Raw genomic sequence first — 24,785 nt, 5'->3', positions numbered from 1 at the left:
CACTGGCGCAAGCCAGAAAAGATGTCGTTGGTGCTTATTCATGGAGTTTCCCGGTTATTTTTATAATAAAATAAGCGAACTAGTATATAAGCCATTTTGCTTTTATCCCAGTTTTTGACCGTAAACTCACCCTGTTTTAACGCAAAAAACTGTAACATAACGTTTGTTTAAAAAGCGAAGTGTCGTATTCTTAAACCCCTGTTTTCTTGCATCATCTTCTTATGAACCGTCTCAATTGGCAGCGTGCCGTAATTAAAGTAGGTAGCGCCCTTATTGCGCCAAATGGCGATGCGTGTAGCGCCCGATTTCTATTAGCACTGGCGCGCTTTATCACGATAAGCCGCGAATCTGGCAAAGAAATTATTTTGGTTTCCTCGGGCAGCGTGGCTGCGGGTCGAAGCAAAGTGAAAATTCGACACAATGCCTCTATTGCTGAAAAACAGGCGATGGCCGCCATTGGTCAAACCCAAATGATGGCAAATTGGCAACGGTTTTTCGACTTTCCTTGTGCGCAGGTTTTGCTTACCGCTGACGATCTTCGCGATCGTACTCGTTATGTGAATATCAAAAATACCTTAAGAGAATTGCTGAATCATGATGCGCTTCCCATCGTTAACGAAAACGATACCGTGGCAGTGAACGAGCTAAAAGTGGGCGATAACGACAATCTTGGCGCGTATACCGCGCTGGTGGCTCAAGCCGATACTCTTATTATTTGTTCCGATATTGATGGGTTGTACACTGCCGACCCGCGTAAAGATCCAGACGCCTCATTAATCAGTGAAGTGCACAATATCGATGAATCGATTTACAAACTAGCAGGTGGTGCGGGTACCTCGGTGGGTACAGGCGGGATGCGAACGAAAATTGAAGCGGCGGATAAGTGCACCAGTAGCGGTATTCAAACTATTATTGTTAATGGCCGGAAAGGGGCGTCTTTCGATGCCATGTTGAATGGTTCTATTCCAGGCACCTTGTTTCACGCTAGTAACTCGCCTAAAAAAGCCCGCCGACTATGGCTGACGCATACGCTTAAAACCTGTGGTCGTATTCATGTAGATGAAGGTGCAAAAGTCGCCTTGGTGGATCGCGGTGCGTCTTTGTTACCTTCAGGCATGACGAACATAGAAGGTAATTTTAACCAAGGGGAAGCGGTAGAAATTTGCTATGAAAACCAAGTTGTTGCAAAAGGCTTGGCCCTTTATAACGCGCGAGACTTAATGCTGATAAAAGGGAAAAAGTCGCAGCATATTGCGGATGTGTTAGGTTATGAAACGACCGACGTAGTTGTACATCGCGACGACTTGGTATTGCTATAGTTTCCACACTTTTAACTTTTTGGGATAACGCCACGCATGACAGACATTACACCATCGCTCAACGATTACCCTTATCACCTTGAAATTGCCACTCGCTGGCAAGATAACGACGCCTACGGTCACATTAATAATGTGATGTATTACAGCTTTTTTGATACCGCCGTAAATCGCTTTTTAATTGACGAGGGCGGCCTTAATATTCAAGAAAGTAGCGCCGTGGCTTACGTTGTCAGTAGCCAGTGCCAATATATTACGCCAGCAGCTTATCCAGAAACAATTTACGTTGGGTTACGGGTGATAAAGTTAGGCCGAAGTTCGGTTACTTACGGTTTATCAGTTTATACCGGTGAGGCTAAACGCCGGGTGGCGCACGGCCAATTTGTGCATGTATTTGTGGACAGGCTCTCTGACAAAGCCGTACCTATTCCTTCAAATATTAAAACGGCACTTGAGTCTATTTGTGAGTCTATAGGCGAGGCAGACAATCAAGGAAATGCCGGTGGTCAATAGTCAATCCACTCAAGCGGGCGAAAAAAGCATTCAGAAACATCCACAGAAAAAGCTAAAAGGGGTTTTTCTTGATGCTGAAACCTTTAGTGCAGATTTACTAAATTCAGACACAATAGATACGTCATTGCTCAGTAGCCTAAATGTTGAATTAACTTGCTATGACAACACCCTTCCAGAAGAGGTGGTTGGCAGAATAGCGAATGCCGATATCGTGTTGACCAACAAAGTAGTATTAAATAGCGAGGCGCTAGAACACGCCAAAGCGTTAAAGTATGTGGGCGTCATGGCCACAGGTACTAATAACGTAGATAAGGGTTACTGCCAGTCTCACAATATTTACGTGCAGAATGTGGAAGGTTATGGCACCGACAGCGTTGCCCAACATACCTTAATGTTGCTGCTTAATTTAGCCACCGCATTTCCTCAGTATCATAACGATGTTGAACAAGGTAAATGGGCCACATCGCCGCACTTTTGCTTAACCGAACACCCTATTGTGGAGCTTGCCGGCAAACATGCGGTTATCGTTGGTTATGGAGAGTTGGGCAAGCGAGTTGAAGCGCTATTTATCGCAATGGGTATGAAGGTGAGTATCGCGGCGCGGCCTGGCGGGCTTTCCTCAGAGGAACGGGTCGATAATAAGCGCGACCCACGACCTTCACTGGAATCATTGTTACCTAGCGCCGATGTAGTCAGCCTGCATTGCCCACTCACTGATGATAATTATCACCTTTTCAACGAAGCTCGGTTGTCGTTGATGAAACGTACCAGCTTTCTTATTAATACTGCCAGAGGTGGGTTAGTTGATGAAGATGCGCTGGTGGCTGCGCTTAAAAGCGGGCAAATAGGCGGCGCGGCGGTTGATGTTATATCTCAAGAGCCTCCTCCCACCGATCATCCTTTGCTAACGGGCTCTGTCCCCAATCTTATTGTTACCCCTCATACGGCGTGGATGGCGAATGAGTCTCGTCAGCGCTTATTCAATAAGGCAATAAACCATTTAATGCAGTTTATAGATGATCAGACATGAATAATGGTGTGCTCTTTGCCATTTGTACGCTTATTTGGGGGTCAACGTGGATAGCGATTACTTATCAAATAGGGCATACCGCTGAGACCTTAGCCGTTGCGTGGCGATATACTTTAGCGGCGCTGTGTTTAGGGCTATTTTGCGCGGTACGTGGTTTGCCGTTTAAGCTACCGTTACACATTCACATTAAAATGGCAGGAGTTGGCTTCTTCCTATATTGCCTTAACTATACTCTGCTCTACATGGCGCAAGCACATATTATTAGTGCGTTACTCGCTCTTATGAGCTCGAGTATTATTTATTTTAATGTGGTGCTTCGCAGGTGGTGGTTAAAGCAGCCTATTCGCTTAGAAGTTGTGGTGGGGGCTACTTTGGGGCTGGCTGGCATCGTGTGTATGTTTGTACCTGAGTTCTCTAAAGTATCCATGGATGCAGCATTGGCTGCGGGCGTTTCTATCGCGTTTGTTTCTTTTTTCAGTGCATCAATTGGTAACGTTATTTCAGAGCGGATCCTCACTTCAGGTACGCCAGTTATTCAAATGAATTTTTACGCCATGAGCTATGCCATGGTGATGCTTTATATTACCGCGTGGGTCACAAACGAAACTTTGGTTGTTCCAACGGCGCCCGAGTTTTATATTTCGCTGCTTTATCTGGCGCTTTTCGGCTCGGTGTTGGCGTTTGGTTCTTATATGAAGTTGCTAAAGCAAATAGGCGCCGACAAAGCTGCTTATGTGGTACTGGTTTACCCCATTGTAGCGCTGGTTATCTCCACCTTTTTTGAAGGTTATACGTGGAGTTGGCTGTCTGTACTTGGCGTAGTCGTGGTACTGGTGGGCAACGCCATTGCTATGGGAAAAGTGCCCATGTTTATGCGACGCCCACCCTTAAGTGGCTAAGTATGAACTAGCTAGGCATGATTTAAGCGCATTACCTAAGTGCATTAATTTTTTGATTCAGTTCATAAGCCGGCTGAGTCACTATGGCTTCCAGTGTTTCGACTCGTTCAACTAAGGCGGCAATTTGCTTATCTTTTTTCTCAATAAGCTGTTGTTGCTGTGTGGCTTTGCTAGCAATGAATGGATTGCTACACGTGCCACTCATCCAGTCGTTAAGACGCCATTGAAACTTAGCATCTAAGTAACTTGCGCCTAGAGCGATGACGGTGATAAAGCCAATAAGTAAAAAAATGCTTAAGGTAGACATAGTGTGCTCCAAGGTAAAAGTTTGTGCCCGATTTTGTACCCAATAGTGGTGTCTCGATAACACCCTTCATGCTTACTAGTCTTTAGGTTTCAAAAAAAATTACAAAGAGATGTAATTTTTTTCGCTAACCCTAGACTACACAAAATAAGCACTGATGATTTCTGTCATCACATGCAAGTAAGCACAGTAAATGGGTGGCTTTTGCCGTAATAGTCGACAATGCAGCGCAGTGAATAATAAGAAATACTGAGGACGAGAGATTGGGGCAAGGATTTGAAGATGTGTTTGCACAGTACGGTAGTCTATTAAGTCGTGTGGCGAACAGTTACGAGGCTAACCACGCGTTACAGCAGGAATTGCTACAAGAAATAGCTATTGCTGTGTGGCAGGGGTTAGTGCGCTTTAAAGGCGATAGCAGTGTAAAAACTTATATTCTAAAAATTGCCCATAACCGCGCTGTTACTCACGTGGCAAATCAGGTGAAGCGCATCGATACCGATGAGTACAATGATGACGTGGTTATTGAGCAAATGTCACAAGTTTCCCCTGAAACGGCCACCAGCCAACAACAATCACTAACACGATTACTCGTTAAAGTACGTGCACTAGCAGTACAGCCGCGACAAGTACTTACCCTTTCCTTAGAAGGCTTATCTTATGATGAAATTGCTGATATATGCGGCCTAACCAAATCTCATGTAGGGGTTATTTTAAAGCGGGCTAAAGCAAGTGTATTAGAAGGAGACGCCGATGAATGATTTTAATAAAAGCGCTGATGATAATGGCATCGACAACGACCTCAGCGCGTTATGGCAAGCCCAACCCGTGTCGAATGTAGATTTGGAAGAGGTGAAAAAAACGTTTAAAAGCCAAACAAGAAAGCAGCGTCTTTATTTTCTAATCGATTGCTTGTCGTTAGTACCAGGAGTTTGGATTTTTATACATTACTGGGGCGAGCTTCCGGTTACTGCTCGCGTCTTATATTTTGGCCTAATGTTTTTCGTTATCCCTTTGCTTGGTTATCAGCTTTGGCTTAGAAGAGTGGCTGCGTTTGGCAGTAATGCGCAAACTAATAATCATGTACAACAATTGAAAAAGCAGTTTAAAAACAATGCACGTATTGCCTTTATTAATAAACATTCTGCCTGGATAGCCGTGCCTATTGTTATTGCATTTAATACCATCTTTACCTTGGCTAAGGCAGCAGAGGAAAGGGAGTATGGGCTGGTGCTGATGGTAACAGCAATCACCGCTGGCATTATGGCAGTGTGGTATGTTTGGGCGCATCGCAGGCAAAAGCAATTTGAAAAAAAATTAACGGCATTAAATAATATGAGTGACGGCGGCTAGCCATTTGTGAAGACCTGCCGCCCCGTCAAAGTTAGTTAACTAATTTGTCGCTTTTTCGGCCTTTGGGATAGCAGCTTCACCGTTACTGGTATCGCTGCTTTCATGATTTTTTCCATCACCATCACCATCACCATCTTCAACACGACCTTCACTATCATCATCGTCTTTTTCTTCTCCTAAGAAGAATTCATAGTATAAATCTAAGGCGAATTCAGACTGATCTTCAATGGTGGTTTGTACCGCTTCTAAAAATAAACGAGGCAACAAGCGGTATCGCAATGCTAAATCGGGCGGGTCTTGCCTACGCCGAAGTGTGCTGCTTGAATCATTGTTACTCAACCCCACATCTACGTTATATTCAGCCGTTAACCTGTCATTAATCTGACCGGTTACTGACAGTTTGTTCTCATTAGTGCTTAAGCTGAAATCATCAATGCCTAATGCATTACCTACTTGGCCGGTTAACGTTTTGGTATTTGAAAGGCCAAAGCCCAGTAACAATGCAGTGTAGTTAGGATCTTCGCTTTCAGCGTCTGGGCCAGACCCTGTTAGCAAGTACGAGAGTACATTTTGCTGATCCATTGCAGGCTCGGAGAATAAGTTAATGCTTGGGGAATCGGCGGCGCCGTCTATTCTAATGCCAGCAATTACATCATCGTCAGTTTTGTCTGGGTCGCGAATGGCTTCAATCAGCAGCATGGGTTGATCGATAGGGCCATTAAACTGCACTTCGCCCGTTTGTATAACAAGTTGCTGGCCGTAGGCGTTGTAGCGACCGTTGAGTATTTGTAAATCACCAAAGCCCACCAAAGCAGGTTGGTTATTCACTTTTACGCCGCCGTGCAAACTTGCGGTTAAACCAAATGCTTCCAGCTTCACTTCACCTGTTTTGGCTTTATCGATATTGACCATCACAGACGCATGCACAATATCAAGGGGTTCTTCTTTAGGCGGTTCGCCGCGAAGGTGAACATCTTTGGACGGTGACACCGCGCTTTCAGGCAATGATTCAACTTCAATACGCGCCCAAGGTATGTTGACACTGCCTGATACATCAACCTTGTCGGCGGTAGCCGCTACTTTCAAATCTGGCGATACCCGCAAACGCATGTTTGGTTGGCGTACCTCAAATTTATCGCCTTTCAAATTAATGTTCGCGCTTGGTACATCAGACCAACTGAGATCGCCGTTTAGCGACCCTTTACCACCGCCCAGCAAAAACGTGCCGTCGAAGTTGGCTTGTTGGCCGTTTAACGTAATTGATTGAGTCCAGTTTTCTAGTGACACGGGCGTGTCTTGAATATCAATGGCGCCGTTTTCTATTCGTAGTTCACCTGTGAGGTCCGGTGAGTCGACAAATCCCGCCAGCGTGATTGTGCCATTCATCACACCCGTAAGGGTGCGAATAGCTGGGGATAAAGGCTTCAGTGGCGCGACATCAATGTTAAGTAGTTCCAAATTACCGCTTATGGGTTTGCGCGTTTCAAAGGGAGACGTATTCACATTGAGTGTGGCATTGCCTAAATCTTCACTGGCAATAAGCGACTTAGCTTTAAGCTCTCCCTGCTTAAAAGTACCGGTGGTTTCCACAGAATTAACGGTTATAGCGAGTGGTCGTTCTTTTCCCAACTGCCATGTGGCAGGTGATAAAGACGCCGTAAAAGTCGCATCGATAGGATCGGCTTGGGAATATTGGCCTTGGGTTTTCACCGATAAGGTTGCCGGTGCTGCTGCCGCTATTATATCCGGCGCAAGCTCGTGCGCCCACAAGCCAACAGGCAATGCCTTAGCCCATACATTCCACTTCGCTTTATTTTCTTGGTAGTTCAAGCTGGTGATGCAAAGCTCTCCCTCTTCCCTCGAGTGCCAGCAGTGTTCGCCCACATTGGCGCTAAAAGGGGCCGTGCCGACATTTAGAGAAAATGGTGATGACAACGCCCACTGCATATTAGCGAGTTTTAATTTACTCTGCTCAATTTGTCCTGCCCATGTGTTGTCTTGCCATTTGCCCGCAAGGCTTAATGCAACACTATGTTCCGGTAGGGTTACATCAAGGTCGACCTTATGGTTTGTGTATGAGCCATCAATGACAAGCTTGCCATTGATTTCGCCTTGTTGGGCTGCCGCGTTTGAAAGCCCAGGCGACACCGCAATATTTGAAAAATTAAGTGCGCCTTTGGCAACGGGGTTAGTCCATGGGCCTGTGGCTTTTATGTTGCCAGATATCGCCCCAGCTACTTCAGGGTAAAGGTCGGCAATTGCCGCTACATTAAGATCAATATCAGCGTTGATATAGCGTTTGTTTAACAGTTGCCCTACCACATCAATTTTATTTTCGGCTTGCTCTACAGCGAGCGAGGCAACCAGTAAGTCGCTGGGGCCGGAATAAACGAAAGCGCCCGCTACCGAAAAGGGTTTGTTTTGCAAAACGCCTTTTAAGTCTAAATCTCGAATACTGACTTGCGGGCCTTTTTCCGTATATTGCATCACGCTGGTAAAGCCACCTTCTAACTGCTCAGGCGCGTACTCAGAAAACTGAACCCCAGAGACATTGGTAAAGGTGGTGTTTCCTTCCCAAGAAATCGCCTCATCTAAGTACAAGGTACCGGTATTGCTAATACTGCCTTCCAACGCTTCAATTTTGGCTTCGTTCACGAAGATGTTGTGTTCTTTTAGCACCACATTTAGCGCTACAGGCACCTTGCCTACATCTGGCAAGGTGGCGGCTGCCCCGCCATCTAATAGGTAGTCGCCCATGGTGCCATTAAGGGTTAACGCGCCATCGTGTAAAGTGCCAGACTCCAAAGTGGGTAAGGGTTGTTCCTTCCACGTTGCGCTAAATGAAATGGGCAAGTTGTCGCTAAGTACGTCGGCTGACAAATTCACTTTAGCATTCATCGCCCCTTCAGTTTTAAGATCAGCTTCAAGTGCTGCTAGCGACCCTGATGCTTGAAAGTCTACTTGCTGCTGGTTGTCACTTATAAGGCCGCTACCGTTTAGTGAGACTGACAACGGATAAGCACCATCTAAGGTGATGGCAATGTCTCCATTAAGTGTTCCTTGAGGGTGTACCATATTTAAATTGGCCAAGGACACACTGGCATTAGCGAATTCAAAATCCTCAAAGGTAAATGCTGATAAGGTTTGGGCAGATTCTTCTTGGTTTAAGGTGCCATTGGTCAGTGAAAACTCCCCGATTCTTATTGGAATAGGCGATGAAACCGTGGGCAGTTCTGGGGCGGTGTATGAAAGCGAATAAGATTTTGGTAGTGATTTGTTCGTGGCACTATTGTCAGCACTACTTTCAGAGGGAGCATCATCCTTGTTCGCGTTAGCCGAAGAGGCTGTTGTTTGAGTGGATGCTTCAACTTGATGAAGGGTAACGGCTAAATCTTCAAGCGACACCGATGATATCGTCAGCTTATCATTGCCCAAGAACTCATCTAAGTTTAACTTCCCTAGTTCAACCGTCTGGCTCGGCATGTTAAGGGTAAAACGCTCAACCTTGGCTTGGCTTACTTCTATAGGTAAAGGCAGCGCAAAACTGCCTGTTTCTTCAGTGGATTCTGTTTCTGGGGCCGCGCTTAATTGCTCCACAAGTATATCGTTGGCATTTATTTCGTTAACGCAGACTCTAGGCTCAAAGATACAGCGCCACGTAACATCAAGGTACGCATACTCAGCGTGTACCCGCCACTGCGCATTTTCCCACTTAACGTTTGAAATAGTAAGGTTGTCAGCCAGGCCGCCCTCAATGCTTTCAATACTTAGCCCGCTCACTAGATTATTGGCAATAAGGCGAATAGTTGGTCCACCCAAAGGGCTAATTAATAATCCGTAAACAAACACCACGATAAGCACAGGCGTTAATAGAATGGTTGAAATTGTGCGCTTTCTCATAACTCTGGCCCCAGCATTAGATGCAGCTGCCATGTCTTTTCATCTGGTGCAAAGCCCCGAGCTACGTAAACGCGAACTGGGCCTATAGGAGATAGCCAATGAAAGCCCGAACCCACGCTGTAAGTTAATGTAGTATCTAAATCATTGGTTGCCGTGCCCGCATCGGTAAAGGCGGCAATACGCCAATTTTGTGCAATGCGGTAAGCATATTCCACGCTGGCAGTTGCCAAGTATTTTCCACCAATGGCATCGGTAACAGTGTCACCGGTTTCAGGGTCGATAACATCGTCCGTAGGGGAAATTTCTCGATAATCGAACCCACGAACACTTTGATCGCCACCGGCATAAAACCGCAGTGATGTAGGCACTTGTGAAAAGTCATTGGTTTTAATAGCGCCGAGCTCGCCTCGAATAGAAACTCGATGCACATCAGAAAAGGTACGAATGACCATGCCTTCCAATACGGATTTCACAATATTGATGTCAGAGCCAAGATTATCTCGCCCTGCTTGGGCTAAGAACTGAAAGTAATTGCCATTGTTAATATTAAGGTCGTTATCTTTGGTAATGTAAGTTATCGAGTAGCCTGGCAGTATTAGCGACGTTGTGGTGTTGTCAGTGTCGCCTTGATCGTAGGTTTCTCGTAAATAGGTGATAGAGCCATCGTGTTGCCAAGGAGAATTATCTTCTTGAAAGTAGCGGTGGGCAGCAAGTGATAAGGTTTCACTTTCAATCGAAGTATTGCTGTACTCAATGAACTGATAACCTGCTTCAAAGCTAACGTAATCTTTGGTGATATTCTGCATCGGAATGCGATAGTCAGCCGTAACCGATTGCTCGGGTTGAGAGATAAAAATATCGGACGATATTGAATGACCGCGATCATTTACCCAAGGGCGCTCCCAGCCTAATGTTACACGTGGGCCAGTGTCGGTAGCAGCACCGATAGAAACATCAAAAGCATCACGAGGGCGATGTGCTAGCGAAACCTCGATAGGTACATTTAGCCCTTCAGCGTCACTTACTACAGGCCTTGCAATAACGCGGTTGAAGTACCCTGATTGATTTAACGAACGGTTGAAGTCAGACAATTTTGCTGAGGAATAAGGTTCACCTTCTTCAAACGGAGTGAGTCGTTCAATAATCGCTTTTGCTTTGTCTTCCCCAATAAATTTCAATTTACCAAAGTTATAACGAGAGCCGCTTTGGGCAATAAGCAAAATGTTGGCTTCTTTTTCTTCTCTAACCAAATCTAACCGCGTGGCTTGCCAATAAAAATCAAAGTAGCCGTGAGATAAGGCATAATTGAACATCGATGACTTAAAAGACTCATAAACGGGTTGATTAAGCACATCCCCCTCTTTGAGTGAAAACCCATTAAAGCGGCTTCTAAAGTCGTTATCTTCTCGGCCTACACCAATAATTTCTCGGGTGACCTTTGATACAAGAAGTGGGTCGTTAAGTGAAACTGTCACAACGACCTCATCGTCCTCAGTGACTTCCACTGTTGCATCACTATTGTAATAGCCAAAGGGCTGCACGGCGGTGGCTACCGTAGCGATAACTTCGTCCTGCCAGAATGGGTCATTTAATAGCTCAGTTTCTACATCTAAATTGTTCAAGTGCAGCCGAACATTATCTTTAAGCTTATCTTGCTTTACCCCATTGATTTTGTAGGTAACTGCGTGAGCAGAGGAGATAAAAATGACAAATAGGCACAGCGATAAAAACCGAAGAGCGTAACCTTGGTGGCGCCGGGTTTTAATACACGCTAACGGCGCTTTTAGAGAAGAGAGAAAGCACGGTGGCATTGAAAAATGCGATTCCTTGTAGCAAAAAAAAGAGACGGCGCGGTTTCAGCCTTTACAAAAAAGGGGCGCTAATATGATACGAAATAAGTAACACTGCATCGACGATGCTGATAATACCATACCCCTTTATATACTGTGTATTTAGTAAAAAAGCACAACTAAAGTACAGGTTAATCTTAAATTCGTTTTAGTGTAGTGTTTGGTCTAAATGTAACTAATTATTACAATTAAACTTTCTTTTTGAATTATAAATCGTTGTATAGTGGTACAAACTTCGAGCTAATCACAGGATGAATAGTTCAATAAGGGTTGTTAATAAGCAAAGGAAAATATATGCGCTGTCGTTTTTTCTCGTGTATCCATTCAGTTACTTCTTTAGTTGTCCTATTTTTCTTCAGCTTAGTAAGCGTTTGTGCGCTAAGTGACGAAAATACCGCAGAGCCTGTAGAAAATGTCTCAGCGCCCCTGCCTTATACCGTATTTAGTGCCCTACCGGCTTATCGAATGCCCGCCTTATCGCCTAAAGGCGATAAAATAGCGTTTGTGAAGAACGTTAACGAGCCAGATGAACTATCGGTTTTGGCCACGTTTGACCTGACTACAGGTAAAATTCATTACCTTCTTCACTCAGACAACGAGAAGGTTAAAATTAATTGGTACCGGTGGGTTAACGATGAGCGAATAGTGGTTAGCGCTCGTTATGAAAGCCGTCGCGGCAATACGCGGGTCTATGACACCCGTCTACTTGCTATGAATTTTGATGCGCAAGGTGAAAAGCCTAAACACCTTCTAGATTGGCGAAGACTTAAGCGAAGAGCCGCTGACCCTAATCGTGTTCCCCAATTTCAAGATAATGTGATTGATTGGCTACCGGACGATCCTGAACACATCTTAATGGCCATCGATGTGGAAGTTTTTGCCCTTCCTTCTGTATTTAAAGTGAATGTCTATACTGGCAGCACTTCGAGGTTAGAGCGTGGGAAGCGTAGTATTAGAGATTGGGTCGTTGATAGACAGCACAATGTTCGAGTAGGTATCACACTTGACTATGACAGCGGTGAGCGTCACGTATTACTTAAAGAAGGTGACAGTTGGCGAACCCTGTTTAGTTACAATGCCATGACTGAAAAAGGACAAATGCCTCTAGGGTTCGGTCTCGATCCCAACATTCTCTACTATCAAGGTTATAAGGGAGACTACAAAGCCTTGTTTACGTTAAACCTTGAGACCAACGAGCATACAGAAATTTTCTCTGATGAAGGTTATGACGTAAATGGCAGTTTGATCTACTCTCCTGTTACCAACGATGCTATTGGTATTCGTCACCTTGGTAGACATTACTGGGACGAGCGTTATGTCGCACTTCAAAATGGCTTAGACGAAGCGTTGGTCGACTATTCCAATACACTCGTTAGCTTTAGCCGTGATGAGAAAAAATATATTGTTTATTCTGAGTCAGACACTATGCCTGGCGCCTATTTCATTGGTGACCGTGAAAAAGGTTCATTAGATTTCTTGTTTCAGCAGTATCCTAAAATTGAAGAAGGCATGCTGACTGAGCATAACCTAATCACTTACACTGCCCGTGATGATATTGAAATTGAAGCTTACTTAACCTTGCCGAAAGGAGAAGGGCCGTTCCCTACGATTATTCACCCTCATGGTGGGCCCGGTGCGCGAGATTTTAGTGGTTTCGATTACTGGACCTCGTACTTTACCAATAAGGGCTACGCGGTGCTTCGCCCCAACTTTAGAGGCTCGGAAGGTTATGGTTTCGACTTCGCGCAAAGCCAGATGAAAAGCTGGGGGCTGTCGATGCAAGATGACATCACAGATGCAGCAAACTGGATGGTTGAGCAAGGTTATGCCACCAAAGACAATATGTGTATTGTTGGCGCGAGTTACGGCGGCTACGCTGCGTTAATGGCGGCGGTGAAAACGCCTGATTTGTTTCAATGTGCAATAAGCTTTGCCGGTGTGAGTTCATTAAAGCATATCGTTATCCACGCCAGACGCTTCGTAAATTCAGACTTGGTAAAAGATCAAATTGGTGACGACTTCGATGACTTAGAATCGCGTTCTCCTTATTACAATGCAGAAGGGATAAAAACGCCGATTCTACTGGTGCATGGTGAAGAAGATCGCATAGTTAGACCGTTACAAAGTCGCTACATGGCTGATGAACTTGAAGATTTAGATAAGACCTTTAAATATGTTGAGTTAGAGTCGGGTGATCACTACTTGTCAATCCAAGGTAACCGTCATCGCTTCTTTGCTGAAATGGATGCATTTTTAAATAAGTATTTGAAAACAGAGTAAGCCGGGCTTTTTGCGGTTTTTCAAAAACAGCCAGAGCCGCCAAGTTCCACGACCAAATAGCGTGAAACTGGCGGCTTTTTGTTCATCTTTACGTTACACTTCTGCCCATTCAGCGTGCAATTTTGATGCACTAACGCGTCAATCATCACACTGAGCAACACAAGTACTATCCCCTTCTTCGTTAAATAGAGAAATTATGTCCCATTCAAGCGAGACCGCGCCTAATGCTGGCCAGCCTCAAGGAAAGCCCCCTTTAGGGTTAATTGAATTTGTCGCACTGATGGCTACCATGACATCGTTGGTGGCGTTAAGCATTGACGCTATGCTGCCTGCACTGTTGCAAATAGGCGATACGTTGAACGTTGACGAACCCCATCACACTCATCTTATTGTGACCGTATTCTTTATGGGAATGGCCTTCGGGCAGATGTTTTTTGGTCCATTTGCGGATAGTCGTGGAAGACGGCTCACTATTTTAATTGGCTTGTTTGTATTCGCGATTGGTACGTTTGTATGCATGTCGGCCACTAATTTAGAAACTATGTTGGTTGGGCGTGTGATACAAGCTTTTGGGGTGTCGGGGCCTCGCATTGCTGCTATGGCGATTATTCGTGACCTTTACGTGGGTGATGCGATGGCTCGAGTGATGTCATTTATCATGATGGTGTTCATCCTTGTGCCGATGATAGCGCCCATGGTGGGACAGGCTGTAATGACCTTTTTCGGGTGGTTTCATATATTCACCCTATTTTTAATTGTGGCAACATTAGCGGGTACATGGTTTTTCAGCAGGCAAGGGGAAACCTTACCTAGGCATAAACGCAGGCCGTTTTCATTTAAGCAGTTTTACTTGTCATCAAAATTCATCCTCACTCATGCAACAGTGATGGGATACACCTTTGCAATGGCCGGAATTTTTGGTTCGTTTCTCGCGTATTTAAGTGCTTCACAAACCATTTTCCAGGTGTACTACGGTGTGGGCGATTTGTTTCCTTACATATTTGCTGTTTTGGCTTTCTCTATTGGTTTAGCGTCTTACTTCAATGGCACCATGGTGATGAAATTCGGCATGCGCCGTTTATGTCGCTTTGCGCTTAAAGGCGTTAACGGATTTGCTGTTGTCTATCTTGCTTTATTGTTCGCTTACGATGGGTTGCCGCCACTTGTGCTTACCGTTATTACCATGTTCGTCGGTTTCTTTTTTGTGGGAATTTTATTTGGTAATTTGAACGCACTTGCTATGCAGCCATTAGGCGACATGGCAGGGCTTGGAGCCGCGATTATTGGCTCCCTTTCCAGCCTATTTTCTGTGCCTATTGCGCTGTTCGTAGATAGCTTTTTAGATGGCAATTTATACCCCATAGGCGTGGGCTTTTTTGTCTTCTTTGTGTTGGCTTACTTTGCGGTGAGATATGCAGAGCGGGTTCGCGAATGTGGGGAATAGGTAAAAACGAGTAGGCATAAAAAAGCCCGACCAAATTGGTCGGGCAAGAGGGCTTATATAAAGCACCTAACGACAGAAACTGTCCTAACCGATGATGGCTTTCATGTCAGTCATGTAGCCACGCAGGGTTTTACCTACTTGCTCAACACCGTGAGTGCGGATAGCTTCGTTAATATCAACAAGGCGCTTGTTTTCAACCTGATTAGAGGTTTCTGACAATCCCTTACCAATAACTGAAGTATCGATAGTAGGCATAAATTTCTCACGCAAAATTGGAATTGCTGCATTCGCAAACAAGTAGTTTCCATATTCTGCTGTGTCTGAAATTACCACATTCATTTCATACAAACGCTTACGAGCGATGGTATTCGAGATAAGTGGTGTTTCATGCAGTGATTCGTAGTAAGCCGACTCAGGCAAGATACCCGCTTCAACCATTACGTCGAAGGCCACTTCTACACCGCACTTGATCATGGCAACTAAAAGGATGCCGTGGTCAAAGAATTCTTGCTCGCTGATTTCACCTTCATAGACAGGTGCGTTTTCAAAACCAGTTTCACCAGTTTCTTCGCGCCATCTAAGTAGGTTCGCATCGCCGTTTGCCCAATCTTCCATCATAGTGCGAGAGAACTCACCGCTAATGATGTCGTCTTGATGCTTTTCAAACAGTGGGCGAAGCAGGTCAGTTAGTTGCTCTGACAAATCGTACGCTTTCACTTTAGCTGGGTTTGATAGGCGGTCCATCATGTTGGTTACGCCACCAATTTTAAGTGCTTCAGTGACTGCTTCTAAGCCAAACTGAATAAGTGCACCAGCATACGCTGCGTCAATGCCGTCAGCGGTCATTTTCTCAAAGGCAAGTACTGCAGCAACTTGTTGCATACCACATAAAATGGTTTGCTCGCCCATAAGGTCAGATTTAACTTCAGCTACAAACGAAGACTCAAGTACACCGGCACGATCGCCACCTGTTGCACTCGCTAATGCTTTAGCGGTATCCCAACCCTTGTTTTCAGGGTCGTTCTCAGGGTGAACAGCAATCAATGTTGGTACACCGAAACCACGCTTATATTCTTCACGTACTTCTGTACCTGGGCACTTAGGTGCACACATCACTACCGTAATATCGCTACGGATTTGCTGGCCTTCTTCAACAATGTTGAAACCATGTGAGTATCCAAGTGTTGCGCCTTTTTGCATTAACGGCATAACCGCTTCTACAACGCTTGCATGCTGCTTGTCAGGTGTTAGGTTGTACACCAAGTCAGCACTAGGAATTAGTTCCTGATATGTGCCAACGGTAAAACCATTGCTAGTAGCACGTTTGTAAGAGTCACGTTGCTCTTCAATGGCTGCTTGACGCAGCGCATAAGAAACATCTAACCCAGAGTCACGCATGTTCAAGCCTTGGTTAAGACCTTGAGCACCGCAGCCTACAATGACAATCTTTTTGCCTTTTAAGAACTGACAACCGTCAGCGAATTCTTCGCGTGCCATGAAGCGGCAGCGGCCAAGCTGATCTAGCTGCTGGCGTAGCGATAGGGTATTGAAATAATTAGCCATAAAAATTCCGAACAACATTCATTTTCGTCATTATCAACAACCAACCGTGGCGTTGACGACCTCGTCTATGACGACTTGCTACGCAGATTAAGGGATTTCTTTTGTTTTGGAAAATGATATATTTGCAAGATAATATTGCAATAAGTGAAACACTATGGATTTTCGTAGCCTTCAACTGTTTACGCATCTCGCCACAAGCCTACATTTTGGTGATACTGCGCAAGCTATGTACGTATCGCCTTCTACCCTAAGCCGCGTTATACAAAGGCTAGAGGATGAATTGGGTTGTACTTTGTTTAAGCGCGATAATCGGAAAGTGGCACTCACCCATAGCGGGCATAAATTGTTGTCTTTCTCTACTCAAGCCTTAAAAGACTGGCAACAATTGAAGGTAGACTTACGAGAAGACAGTAATTCTTTGCAAGGCGAGATAAGTTTGTTTTGCTCTGTAACGGCAAGTCAAAGCCATTTACCCGCCATATTACGTCAGTTTAGGGCCCAGCACCCAGGCGTGGATATTCGTTTAATTACTGGCGATCCCGCATTAGCCATAGATAAAGTAAAGCAGAAAGAATGCGACTTATCGATAGCGATTTATACACCTGATTTACCTACGGATTTGCACTTCTCTCCATTAGACAACGTGCCATTGGTACTGATTGCACCACGAGACTGGCGATTGACCCAATTGACGCAGGTAGATTGGACTAAACATCATGTGATCATGCCAGAGCATGGTCCCACCAGACGCATTGCCTACCACTGGTTTGCAGAGCATGGTATTCGGCCGAACGTGTATGCATCGGTAGGAGGAAATGAAGCTATCGTTAGCATGGTAGCGTTAGAGTGTGGTGTTGGCTTTGTGCCCAAAGTGGTGCTCGATCATTCCAGTATGGCAAGTTTGGTTACCCAAATTCCGGTAGATGACATTGAGCCCTATGGATTGGGCTTATGCTGTTTGCAGGATAAGCAAAACGAGCCACTTATAAACGCATTTTTACAGTTAGAAATGGCGCCCTAACCTATTAATGATAAGGCCTAAAGCCATTTAGACTGCAATCATGCCAAGCATTGTGGCTTAAGCTTTCAGGCTTGTTGTTAACCGATTATCACTCATGACATTACTGACTACTAAGTTGCTTAATTAAGGTATCCAATGCGCGATATCCTAGGGCTTCGGCTAAATGAGCGCGAGTAACCGTAGGCGCTTCAGATAAATCTGCTAACGTTCTTGCAACTTTAAGGGTGCGGTGGAACACCCGCATCGATAAATTCAATTGCTTAGCGGCCGCTTGTAAAAAGTGTAAATCTGTATCGGTTAATTGGCATAAATCAGCAAGCTCACCTGCATTTAACTGTGAATTTGGCTTACCCTGTCGAAGAAGCTGAACTTCCCTTGCCCGTAATACCCTATCCCTAGCCTCTAACATGGAATCAGACGCAGAGTTTACCGGTGGCGATAAGTCGTAACTGGCTAGCCTTGGCACCTCTACTTGTATGTCTATTCTGTCTAGTAGGGGGCCCGACAACCGATTTAGGTAACTTAACTGCTGTTGTGGGGTTAAGCGGTTGTCGTCTATATCACCAGTTGGACTGGGGTTCATAGCCGCTATTAATTGAAAATTAGCAGGGTAGGTAGCGCTCGCCATTGCGCGTGATATATGTACATCTCCCGTTTCTAAAGGCTCTCTAAGTACATCTAATGCGCGGCGGCCAAACTCGGGTAATTCGTCTAAAAATAATACGCCATTGTGAGCTAACGATATTTCGCCAGGTACGGGTTGCGAGCCACCGCCGGTAAGCGCTACAGCAGAGCTAGTATGGTGTGGGCTGCGCATATGGCGCTTTAAAAATCGCTCCACATTTAAATTTTCCCCTTTTACAGAATGGATGGAGGCAACTTCCAGCGCCTCCTGTTCAGTCATGGGGGGTAATAGTGCAAGTAACCTACTGGCCAGTAAGCTTTTGCCTGTACCTTGTGGGCCTACCATTAGCAGGTTATGGCTACCTGCTGCGGCAATGGTTAGTGCACGTTTAGCTTGGGTTTGGCCAATAATATCATCCCAGCCCATACTGCTAGATGAGGAGGCACAAGGGGTAAAGGGTTGGCCTTTATTGAGTTTTTTATTATTCGCCAAATGCTCGTAAACAGACAGAAGATCAAACGCTGGGTAGCGCGTAGCATAAGAGACTAACGAGGCCTCAACATCGTTAACACCCGGAAAAACAAGTGGTGTGTCATCGTCAGCAGCTGCAATTAAAACAGGAACAAGCCCGCTTACTGGCTTAATTTCACCGTTTAAGCCAAGTTCGCCCACAAAGGCAATGTTGAGGACGCTGGTGTCGGGAAGGTAGCCTGACGCTACCAAAATACCTACCGCAATGGGCAAATCGAAGCGGCCGCCGTATTTAGGAATATCAGCAGGGGCCAAATTAACGGTAATACGCTTTGCCGGAAAATCGAAACCACTATTAATGAGTGCACTACGCACCCGCTCTCGAGCTTCTTTTACACTGGTTTCCGCCATACCAACCAGCTGAAACGCCGGCAGGCCATTAGCCAAGTGAATTTCTACCGACACCTCGGGGGCTGCTACGCCCTGCCCCGCAAAGGTTTTAACTACTGCCATGCTCATATAATGTCGCTCTAGAAGAAAGTACTTTGGGATGAATACTTTAAGTGAGCATGGTAATAGCTGAAACTGTACTTAGGACAAGAAGAAGGACTAATTTTCGTTATAAAAGACCGGCATTTCCCAGTGCCAGCGTAAGGCTCCTAGGCGCAGTAATACCGTGGATACAAGTGCAACTGCACCGCACCACTGAGCCTCAAAGCCTAAGTACATGGCTAAGCCATAGGCCATCCCGCCAACAATGCAGGTCGTCGCGTAGAGTTCCCCGCCTAATACCAACGGCACTTCTCTACATATAACATCACGTAATAGACCACCAAAAACCCCTGTAATGGTGCCCATGGCAATGGCTACTGCAATACCTGTGTCATTGGCTAAGGCTTTTTCAATACCTACTACATTAAACAGTGCTAATCCAAAGGCGTCAGCAATAAGAAGATAATGATAAGGAAAGCGTGGGCTCAATCGTAACCAGATAATAGGAATGAAGGCAGCAATCAAGGTAGTGTAAAGATAATCGTTGTCGGCAATCCAGAATACAGGGACATCCAGCATCATGTCGCGCAGTGTTCCACCTCCTATAGCAGTGGCACTTGCCAATACAATAACGCCAAACCCGTCCATCCGTTTTTGGTACGCCATCAGGGTGCCAGAAATAGCACACACGGCTACCCCTGCTAAATTTAACCAGTGAAACCAGTCTACCATTGTATTGCGATACCCTTTTTATCTGACGAAAATAGCGTTTGAACCGCAAAATACTTGATTTCGGCGGCGGTTTCATGCTATTTCTTTGCGCATATTAATCGTGTAACGGCCAATTCACGTTTAATTGGGGTGAAAAAGCCATAGCCCTATCGTACAACCATTCATTTTAGCATTCATCCAAGGAACTGGGTGTTGCTCGTCAATTAAATCTGTAAATTCAATAGCATAAGCTTATTGTTTTTATCTGATGTCCTTTGTTTTCACGACAAACGACAGTGTTTCAATGTCAGTGATAAAGCACAGATGCGTAAATTTATGTGTCCGCGCGTCGCGTATTGCATCCAGCGTATTGGGCGCTCGCGCACTGTCATGTATCATTCGTCTCGGTATTAATATTTCCGCAAAACGCGGTTCGGGCTTTACGCTCAATTTTTGAAGGATTACTCATGGCTAAGCAACCTGCCGAACATATTTGGTTTAATGGCGAATTGAAACATTGGAAAGACGCTACTGTTCACGTAATGACGCATGCTATTCATTATGGTTCGTCTGTATTTGAAGGTGTGCGTGCATACGACACGCCGGATCAAGGTACTTGTGTTTTTCGTTTAAACGATCACAACCGTCGCTTGTTCGATTCAGCGAAAATTTATCGTATGACCATTCCATACACGTTAGATCAAATAAACCAAGCTACCCTTGATATCATTCGTGAGAACAAATTGAAATCAGCGTACATTCGCCCTATCGCGTTTTACGGTGATATTGGTATGGGACTTCAAGTGCCTTTTGGTACGGAAGCTGAAGTTGCCATTGCTGCATTTGAATGGGGCGCTTACTTAGGTGAAGAAGCCCTTAAAAATGGTGTAGATGCTGGTATTTCTTCTTGGAACCGCTTAGCCGCTAACACTATGCCTACTGGCGCTAAAGCCGGTGGTAACTACTTATCTTCACAACTTATTTCGATGGAAGCGCGTCGTCATGGCTACGGAGAAGGTATTGCCCTTGATACTAACGGTTATATCAGCGAAGGTGCGGGCGAAAACATTTTTGTTATTCGTGACGGCATTGTGATTACCACGCCTAAAACTGCAGCCATTCTTCCTGGTATCACTCGTGATACGTGTATGACGCTACTTAGAGATAAAGGTTACGAAGTTCGCGAAGAAAATATTCCTCGTGAAGCTATGTACTTAGCAGATGAAGTCTTCATGTGTGGTACAGCGGCAGAAGTAACGCCAGTACGCAGTGTAGATGGCATTGAAGTAGGTGCGGGCGGCCGTGGCCCAATCACCAAAGAAGTACAAGATATGTTCTTCGGTCTTTTCAACGGTACTACTGAAGACAAATGGAACTGGTTAACACCGGTTTACAAGTAATTAATTTAGCTATTTATTAAACGGGAAGGATTTTATGCCCAAGTTACGATCTGCAACGACTACGCAAGGTAGAAATATGGCCGGCGCACGCGCTTTATGGCGTGCTACGGGAATGAAGGATTCTGATTTCGGTAAACCTATTATTGCTATTGCTAACTCTTTCACGCAGTTTGTGCCGGGGCATGTGCATCTAAAAGACATGGGTCAATTAGTCGCACGAAGCGTTGAAGCCGCGGGTGGTGTAGCAAAAGAATTTAATACTATCGCAGTAGATGATGGTATTGCTATGGGCCACAGCGGCATGCTTTATAGCTTACCTTCCCGTGAAATTATTGCTGATGCAGTAGAATACATGGTGAACGCGCACTGCGCCGACGCCATTGTATGTATTTCAAACTGCGACAAAATCACCCCAGGAATGTTAATGGCGTCATTGCGCTTAAATGTACCTGTTGTGTTTGTATCAGGCGGTCCGATGGAGGCGGGTAAAACCAAGCTTTCTGATCAAATCATCAAACTCGACTTAGTAGATGCCATGGTGGCCGCTGCTGACGATAAAGTAAGTGATTCTGATACCGACGAAATTGAACGTTCTGCATGCCCTACCTGTGGTTCATGCTCAGGTATGTTTACTGCAAACTCAATGAACTGCTTAACCGAAGCGCTAGGTTTATCGCTTCCGGGTAATGGTTCAATGCTAGCGACACACGCAGACCGTGAAAACTTGTTCAAAAAAGCAGGTTCACAAATTGTAGAGCTGTGTAAACGTTACTATGGCGACGATGATGAAAGCGTATTGCCACGTAACATTGCTAACTTTAATGCCTTTGAAAATGCCATGAGCTTAGATATTGCCATGGGCGGTTCAACTAACACGATTTTGCATTTGTTAGCAGCAGCAATGGAAGGTGAAATACCTTTCACTATGAACGACATAGATAGACTGTCACGTAAGGTTCCGCACTTATGTAAAGTGGCACCGTCTACCCCGAAATACCATATGGAAGATGTACACCGAGCTGGTGGGGTATTAGGTATTTTGAATGAATTAAATAAAGGTGGCTTACTGCATGGTGATGCAAACCATGTGTTAGGTAAGTCGCTTACAGAAGTGATTGCCGATTGGGATATCACTAACCCAGACAATACCGATGCGATTAAATTTTTCCGCGCTGGCCCTGCTGGTATTCGTACTACCCAAGCGTTCAGCCAAAGCTGTCGTTGGGATGAAGCAGATGCAGATCGTGAAAACGGTTGTATTCGCTCGGTTGAAAACGCCTTTAGCCAAGAAGGTGGCCTAGCCGTGTTATACGGTAATGTGGCAGAAGATGGCTGTATTGTTAAAACCGCTGGTGTTGACGACTCGATTTTGAAGTTCACCGGTACTGCACGTATTTACGAAAGCCAAGATGATGCCGTAGCCGGTATTTTGGCTGACGATGTTAAAGCAGGCGATGTGGTATTTATTCGTTACGAAGGCCCACGCGGCGGACCGGGTATGCAAGAAATGCTATACCCCACTTCATACTTGAAGTCGAAAGGCTTAGGTAAATCTTGTGCGCTCGTTACTGATGGCCGTTTCTCTGGTGGTACTAGTGGCCTGTCGATTGGTCACTGCTCGCCAGAAGCTGCCAGTGGCGGTGGTATTGGTTTAGTTGAGCACGGCGATAAGATTGAAATTGATATTCCAAATCGTAGCATCAACATCGCTATTAGCGATGAAGAGCTAGCAGAGCGCCGCGCGAAAATGGAAGCCAGCGAAAAGCCTTGGCGCCCGAAAGATCGCGTTCGTGAAGTATCAACATCATTGAAAACCTTTGCTGCATTGGCCACCAGTGCGGATAAAGGCGCAGTACGTGATGTATCGAAACTGGAAAATCTATGACCGTTAGCGATCACGACTATTTAAAGAAAATTCTATTAGCCCCTGTTTACGACGTAGCCGTAAGCAGTGAGCTTTCTTACATGTCGTTGTTGTCTGCCGAATTAGGCAATGAAATATTCTTAAAGCGTGAAGACCAGCAACCCGTTAAGTCATTTAAGTTACGCGGCGCTTACAACCGTATAAGTTCGTTAAGCGAAGCACAGCTTAAAGCAGGCGTTATCGGTGCTTCAGCTGGTAATCACGCACAAGGTTTAGCGTACAGTGCTAGGCGCAAGGGTATTCAGGCAACTATTGTTATGCCTGAAACCACCCCTGACATCAAAGTGGATGCAGTACGCCGCTTTGGCGGCGACCATGTAAACGTTGTTCTTCATGGCACCAGCTTCGATCAAGCCAGTGGTCACGCTAAAGCACTGTGCGAAGAGCATGGATATACCTTTGTGCCACCGTTTGATGATCCTGACGTTATTGCGGGTCAAGGTACAGTTGCGCGTGAATTATTAGAACAAAACCCTAACTTGGATATTTTATTTGTTGCGGTAGGCGGTGGCGGTTTAGCGGCTGGTATTGCGGTCTACTTAAAGCAATTAAAGCCTGAGATTAAAATTGTTGCCGTTGAATCAGAAGAGTCTGCCTGTTTTGCCTTGGCGCAAAAAGAAGGTGCACCTGCTGCACTTGATAACGTAGGCATTTTTGCCGATGGCGTTGCCGTTAAGGTCATGGGTCAGGAAACCTTTAGGCTGTGTAATCGCCTAATTGATGAAACCATGACGGTAACCAACGATGAAATATGCGGTGCCATTAAAGATATTTTTGATGACACTCGTGTTATTGCTGAACCTGCTGGGGCCTTGTCTGTGGCGGCCATTCGAAAGTATGCCAAGCAGCACGACCTTACCGGCAAGAAGCTAGGCGGCATTTTATGCGGCGCGAATATTAACTTTCATACTTTGCGTTATGTGTCTGAACGCTGTGAACTGGGCGAGCAAAAAGAAGCCGTATTCGCGGTGAAAATTCCTGAGCGCAAAGGGGCATTTAAGCAGTTCTGTGAATGTGTTGGCGCAAAGGCGATTACTGAATTTAACTATCGTTATGCTAATGACGACGAAGCCCATATTTTTGTAGGGGTTAAATTAAAAGGCGGTCAGCAAGAATTCTTAAGCCTGCAAAGCGACTTAGAAGATAAAGGCTATCAGTGCTTTAATTTAACCAATAACGAATTAGCCAAACTGCACGTTCGTCACATGGTAGGGGGAAGGCCACCGGCCATTCTAAACGAGCAAGTGTTCAGTTTTGAATTCCCAGAGCGCCCTGGCGCATTGCTAACCTTCTTAAATACCTTGGGTGAATCTTGGAACATTACCTTGTTTCATTACCGCAACCACGGTGCGGCAGAAGGCTTAGTGTTGGTTGGGTTTGATATTGCGCCAGAAAGCAGAGAAGCTTTCAATGAGCATGTTATTGAACTTGGCTACAAAGTAGATGAAGTAACACAAGATCCTGCCTATAAGTTCTTTTTATCACAACCATCTAAGTAAAGAGCAAACCGTTTTCGCTTTACCTCGCTTCAAGTTAAGCATGGCTTACCTTGGGGCGAGGTAAGGCGTATTCCAAATTAATAAAAAAGCCGAAGCGTTGTATTTCAACGTTTCGGCTTTTTTGTGGCATCGATAACCGTCTCTTCAGTGTGCAGCACTGTAACTACTAACTAGTTGCAAACACACTGAC

18 protein-coding genes are annotated in these 24,785 nt (G+C 45.2%); 12 read left to right on the top strand and 6 right to left on the bottom strand.

From position 1 onward, the window contains the following. Positions 1 to 221 precede the first annotated feature (221 nt). From proB to AVL57_RS19460, 4 genes are read left to right on the top strand one after another with little or no spacing between them, the layout of a single operon-like run. A complete protein-coding gene (gene proB / locus AVL57_RS19475; protein ID WP_057795124.1) occupies positions 222 to 1,319 on the top strand; it encodes a glutamate 5-kinase in 1,098 nt (365 codons plus the stop codon). 36 nt (positions 1,320 to 1,355) lie between these two features. After that, complete coding sequence (locus tag AVL57_RS19470; protein WP_057795127.1) at positions 1,356 to 1,829, top strand: acyl-CoA thioesterase; 474 nt, start codon at positions 1,356 to 1,358, stop codon at positions 1,827 to 1,829. Then, positions 1,819 to 2,859 carry a D-2-hydroxyacid dehydrogenase gene (locus AVL57_RS19465; protein ID WP_232363257.1) on the top strand — a complete coding sequence of 347 codons (1,041 nt, stop codon included), beginning with the start codon at positions 1,819 to 1,821 and terminating at the stop codon, positions 2,857 to 2,859. The genes AVL57_RS19470 and AVL57_RS19465 overlap by 11 nt, the downstream gene beginning before the upstream one ends. Then, the gene (locus tag AVL57_RS19460; RefSeq protein ID WP_057795131.1) at positions 2,856 to 3,758 is read left to right on the top strand and encodes a DMT family transporter; all 903 of its coding nucleotides are present in this window, start codon (positions 2,856 to 2,858) and stop codon (positions 3,756 to 3,758) included. The genes AVL57_RS19465 and AVL57_RS19460 overlap by 4 nt, the downstream gene beginning before the upstream one ends. Positions 3,759 to 3,789: 31 nt before the next feature. Here AVL57_RS19460 and AVL57_RS19455 read toward each other — a convergent pair whose 3' ends face one another. Continuing rightward, entirely contained in the window at positions 3,790 to 4,065 is a 276-nt protein-coding gene (locus AVL57_RS19455; protein WP_057795133.1) for a hypothetical protein, read from the bottom strand. Positions 4,066 to 4,325: 260 nt separating this feature from the next. Between AVL57_RS19455 and AVL57_RS19450 the strand changes: the two genes are divergently transcribed. Together AVL57_RS19450 and AVL57_RS19445 are read left to right on the top strand one after the other, a co-directional pair. Beyond that, complete coding sequence (locus AVL57_RS19450) at positions 4,326 to 4,823, top strand: RNA polymerase sigma factor (protein WP_057795135.1); 498 nt, start codon at positions 4,326 to 4,328, stop codon at positions 4,821 to 4,823. Then, positions 4,816 to 5,415: a hypothetical protein gene (locus AVL57_RS19445; protein WP_057795136.1), complete on the top strand. Its 600-nt coding sequence runs from the start codon at positions 4,816 to 4,818 to the stop codon at positions 5,413 to 5,415. The genes AVL57_RS19450 and AVL57_RS19445 overlap by 8 nt, the downstream gene beginning before the upstream one ends. 39 nt (positions 5,416 to 5,454) lie before the next feature. Here AVL57_RS19445 and AVL57_RS19440 read toward each other — a convergent pair whose 3' ends face one another. Beyond that, positions 5,455 to 9,315 (bottom strand): translocation/assembly module TamB domain-containing protein, encoded by a 3,861-nt coding sequence (locus AVL57_RS19440; protein WP_057795138.1) that lies wholly within the window; start codon positions 9,313 to 9,315, stop codon positions 5,455 to 5,457. Beyond that, positions 9,312 to 11,126, bottom strand: a complete 1,815-nt coding sequence (locus AVL57_RS19435; protein WP_057795140.1) for an autotransporter assembly complex protein TamA — start codon at positions 11,124 to 11,126, stop codon at positions 9,312 to 9,314. The genes AVL57_RS19440 and AVL57_RS19435 overlap by 4 nt, the downstream gene beginning before the upstream one ends. Before the next feature lie 333 nt (positions 11,127 to 11,459). Between AVL57_RS19435 and AVL57_RS19430 the strand changes: the two genes are divergently transcribed. Together AVL57_RS19430 and AVL57_RS19425 are read left to right on the top strand one after the other, a co-directional pair. Next, entirely contained in the window at positions 11,460 to 13,445 is a 1,986-nt protein-coding gene (locus AVL57_RS19430) for an alpha/beta hydrolase family protein (protein ID WP_057795141.1), read from the top strand. A gap of 196 nt (positions 13,446 to 13,641) precedes the next feature. Further along, complete coding sequence (locus AVL57_RS19425) at positions 13,642 to 14,889, top strand: multidrug effflux MFS transporter (protein ID WP_057795143.1); 1,248 nt, start codon at positions 13,642 to 13,644, stop codon at positions 14,887 to 14,889. An 84-nt stretch (positions 14,890 to 14,973) separates the two neighbouring features. Here AVL57_RS19425 and ilvC read toward each other — a convergent pair whose 3' ends face one another. Continuing rightward, positions 14,974 to 16,452: a ketol-acid reductoisomerase gene (gene ilvC / locus AVL57_RS19420; RefSeq protein WP_013786748.1), complete on the bottom strand. Its 1,479-nt coding sequence runs from the start codon at positions 16,450 to 16,452 to the stop codon at positions 14,974 to 14,976. Positions 16,453 to 16,606: 154 nt separating this feature from the next. On the opposite strand from ilvC, the gene ilvY reads away from it, so the two are divergent. Then, positions 16,607 to 17,473: an HTH-type transcriptional activator IlvY gene (gene ilvY / locus AVL57_RS19415; protein WP_057795145.1), complete on the top strand. Its 867-nt coding sequence runs from the start codon at positions 16,607 to 16,609 to the stop codon at positions 17,471 to 17,473. Positions 17,474 to 17,573: 100 nt separating this feature from the next. On the opposite strand, the gene AVL57_RS19410 is transcribed toward ilvY, so the two are convergent. After that, complete coding sequence (locus tag AVL57_RS19410; protein ID WP_057795147.1) at positions 17,574 to 19,088, bottom strand: YifB family Mg chelatase-like AAA ATPase; 1,515 nt, start codon at positions 19,086 to 19,088, stop codon at positions 17,574 to 17,576. Positions 19,089 to 19,178: 90 nt separating this feature from the next. Continuing rightward, a complete protein-coding gene (locus AVL57_RS19405) occupies positions 19,179 to 19,793 on the bottom strand; it encodes a trimeric intracellular cation channel family protein (RefSeq protein ID WP_057795149.1) in 615 nt (204 codons plus the stop codon). A 446-nt stretch (positions 19,794 to 20,239) separates the two neighbouring features. Here AVL57_RS19405 and AVL57_RS19400 point away from each other — a divergent pair, with 446 nt between their 5' ends. The 3 genes from AVL57_RS19400 to ilvA are packed head-to-tail and all read left to right on the top strand — an operon-like array spanning position 20,240 to position 24,595. Further along, on the top strand, positions 20,240 to 21,172 hold the full coding sequence (locus tag AVL57_RS19400) for a branched-chain amino acid transaminase (protein ID WP_057795152.1): 933 nt from the start codon (positions 20,240 to 20,242) through the stop codon (positions 21,170 to 21,172). A gap of 34 nt (positions 21,173 to 21,206) precedes the next feature. Continuing rightward, positions 21,207 to 23,057, top strand: coding sequence for a dihydroxy-acid dehydratase (gene ilvD, locus AVL57_RS19395; protein WP_057795154.1), 1,851 nt, complete (start codon positions 21,207 to 21,209; stop codon positions 23,055 to 23,057). Further along, positions 23,054 to 24,595, top strand: a complete 1,542-nt coding sequence (gene ilvA, locus AVL57_RS19390) for a threonine ammonia-lyase, biosynthetic (RefSeq protein ID WP_057795156.1) — start codon at positions 23,054 to 23,056, stop codon at positions 24,593 to 24,595. The genes ilvD and ilvA overlap by 4 nt, the downstream gene beginning before the upstream one ends. The last annotated feature ends 190 nt before the right edge of the window (positions 24,596 to 24,785 follow it).

This window comes from Alteromonas stellipolaris (genome assembly GCF_001562115.1).
Classification (GTDB): domain Bacteria; phylum Pseudomonadota; class Gammaproteobacteria; order Enterobacterales; family Alteromonadaceae; genus Alteromonas; species Alteromonas stellipolaris.
The sequence above is the reverse complement of the archived record's forward strand: the minus strand, read 5'-3'. Positions and strand labels throughout refer to the sequence as shown.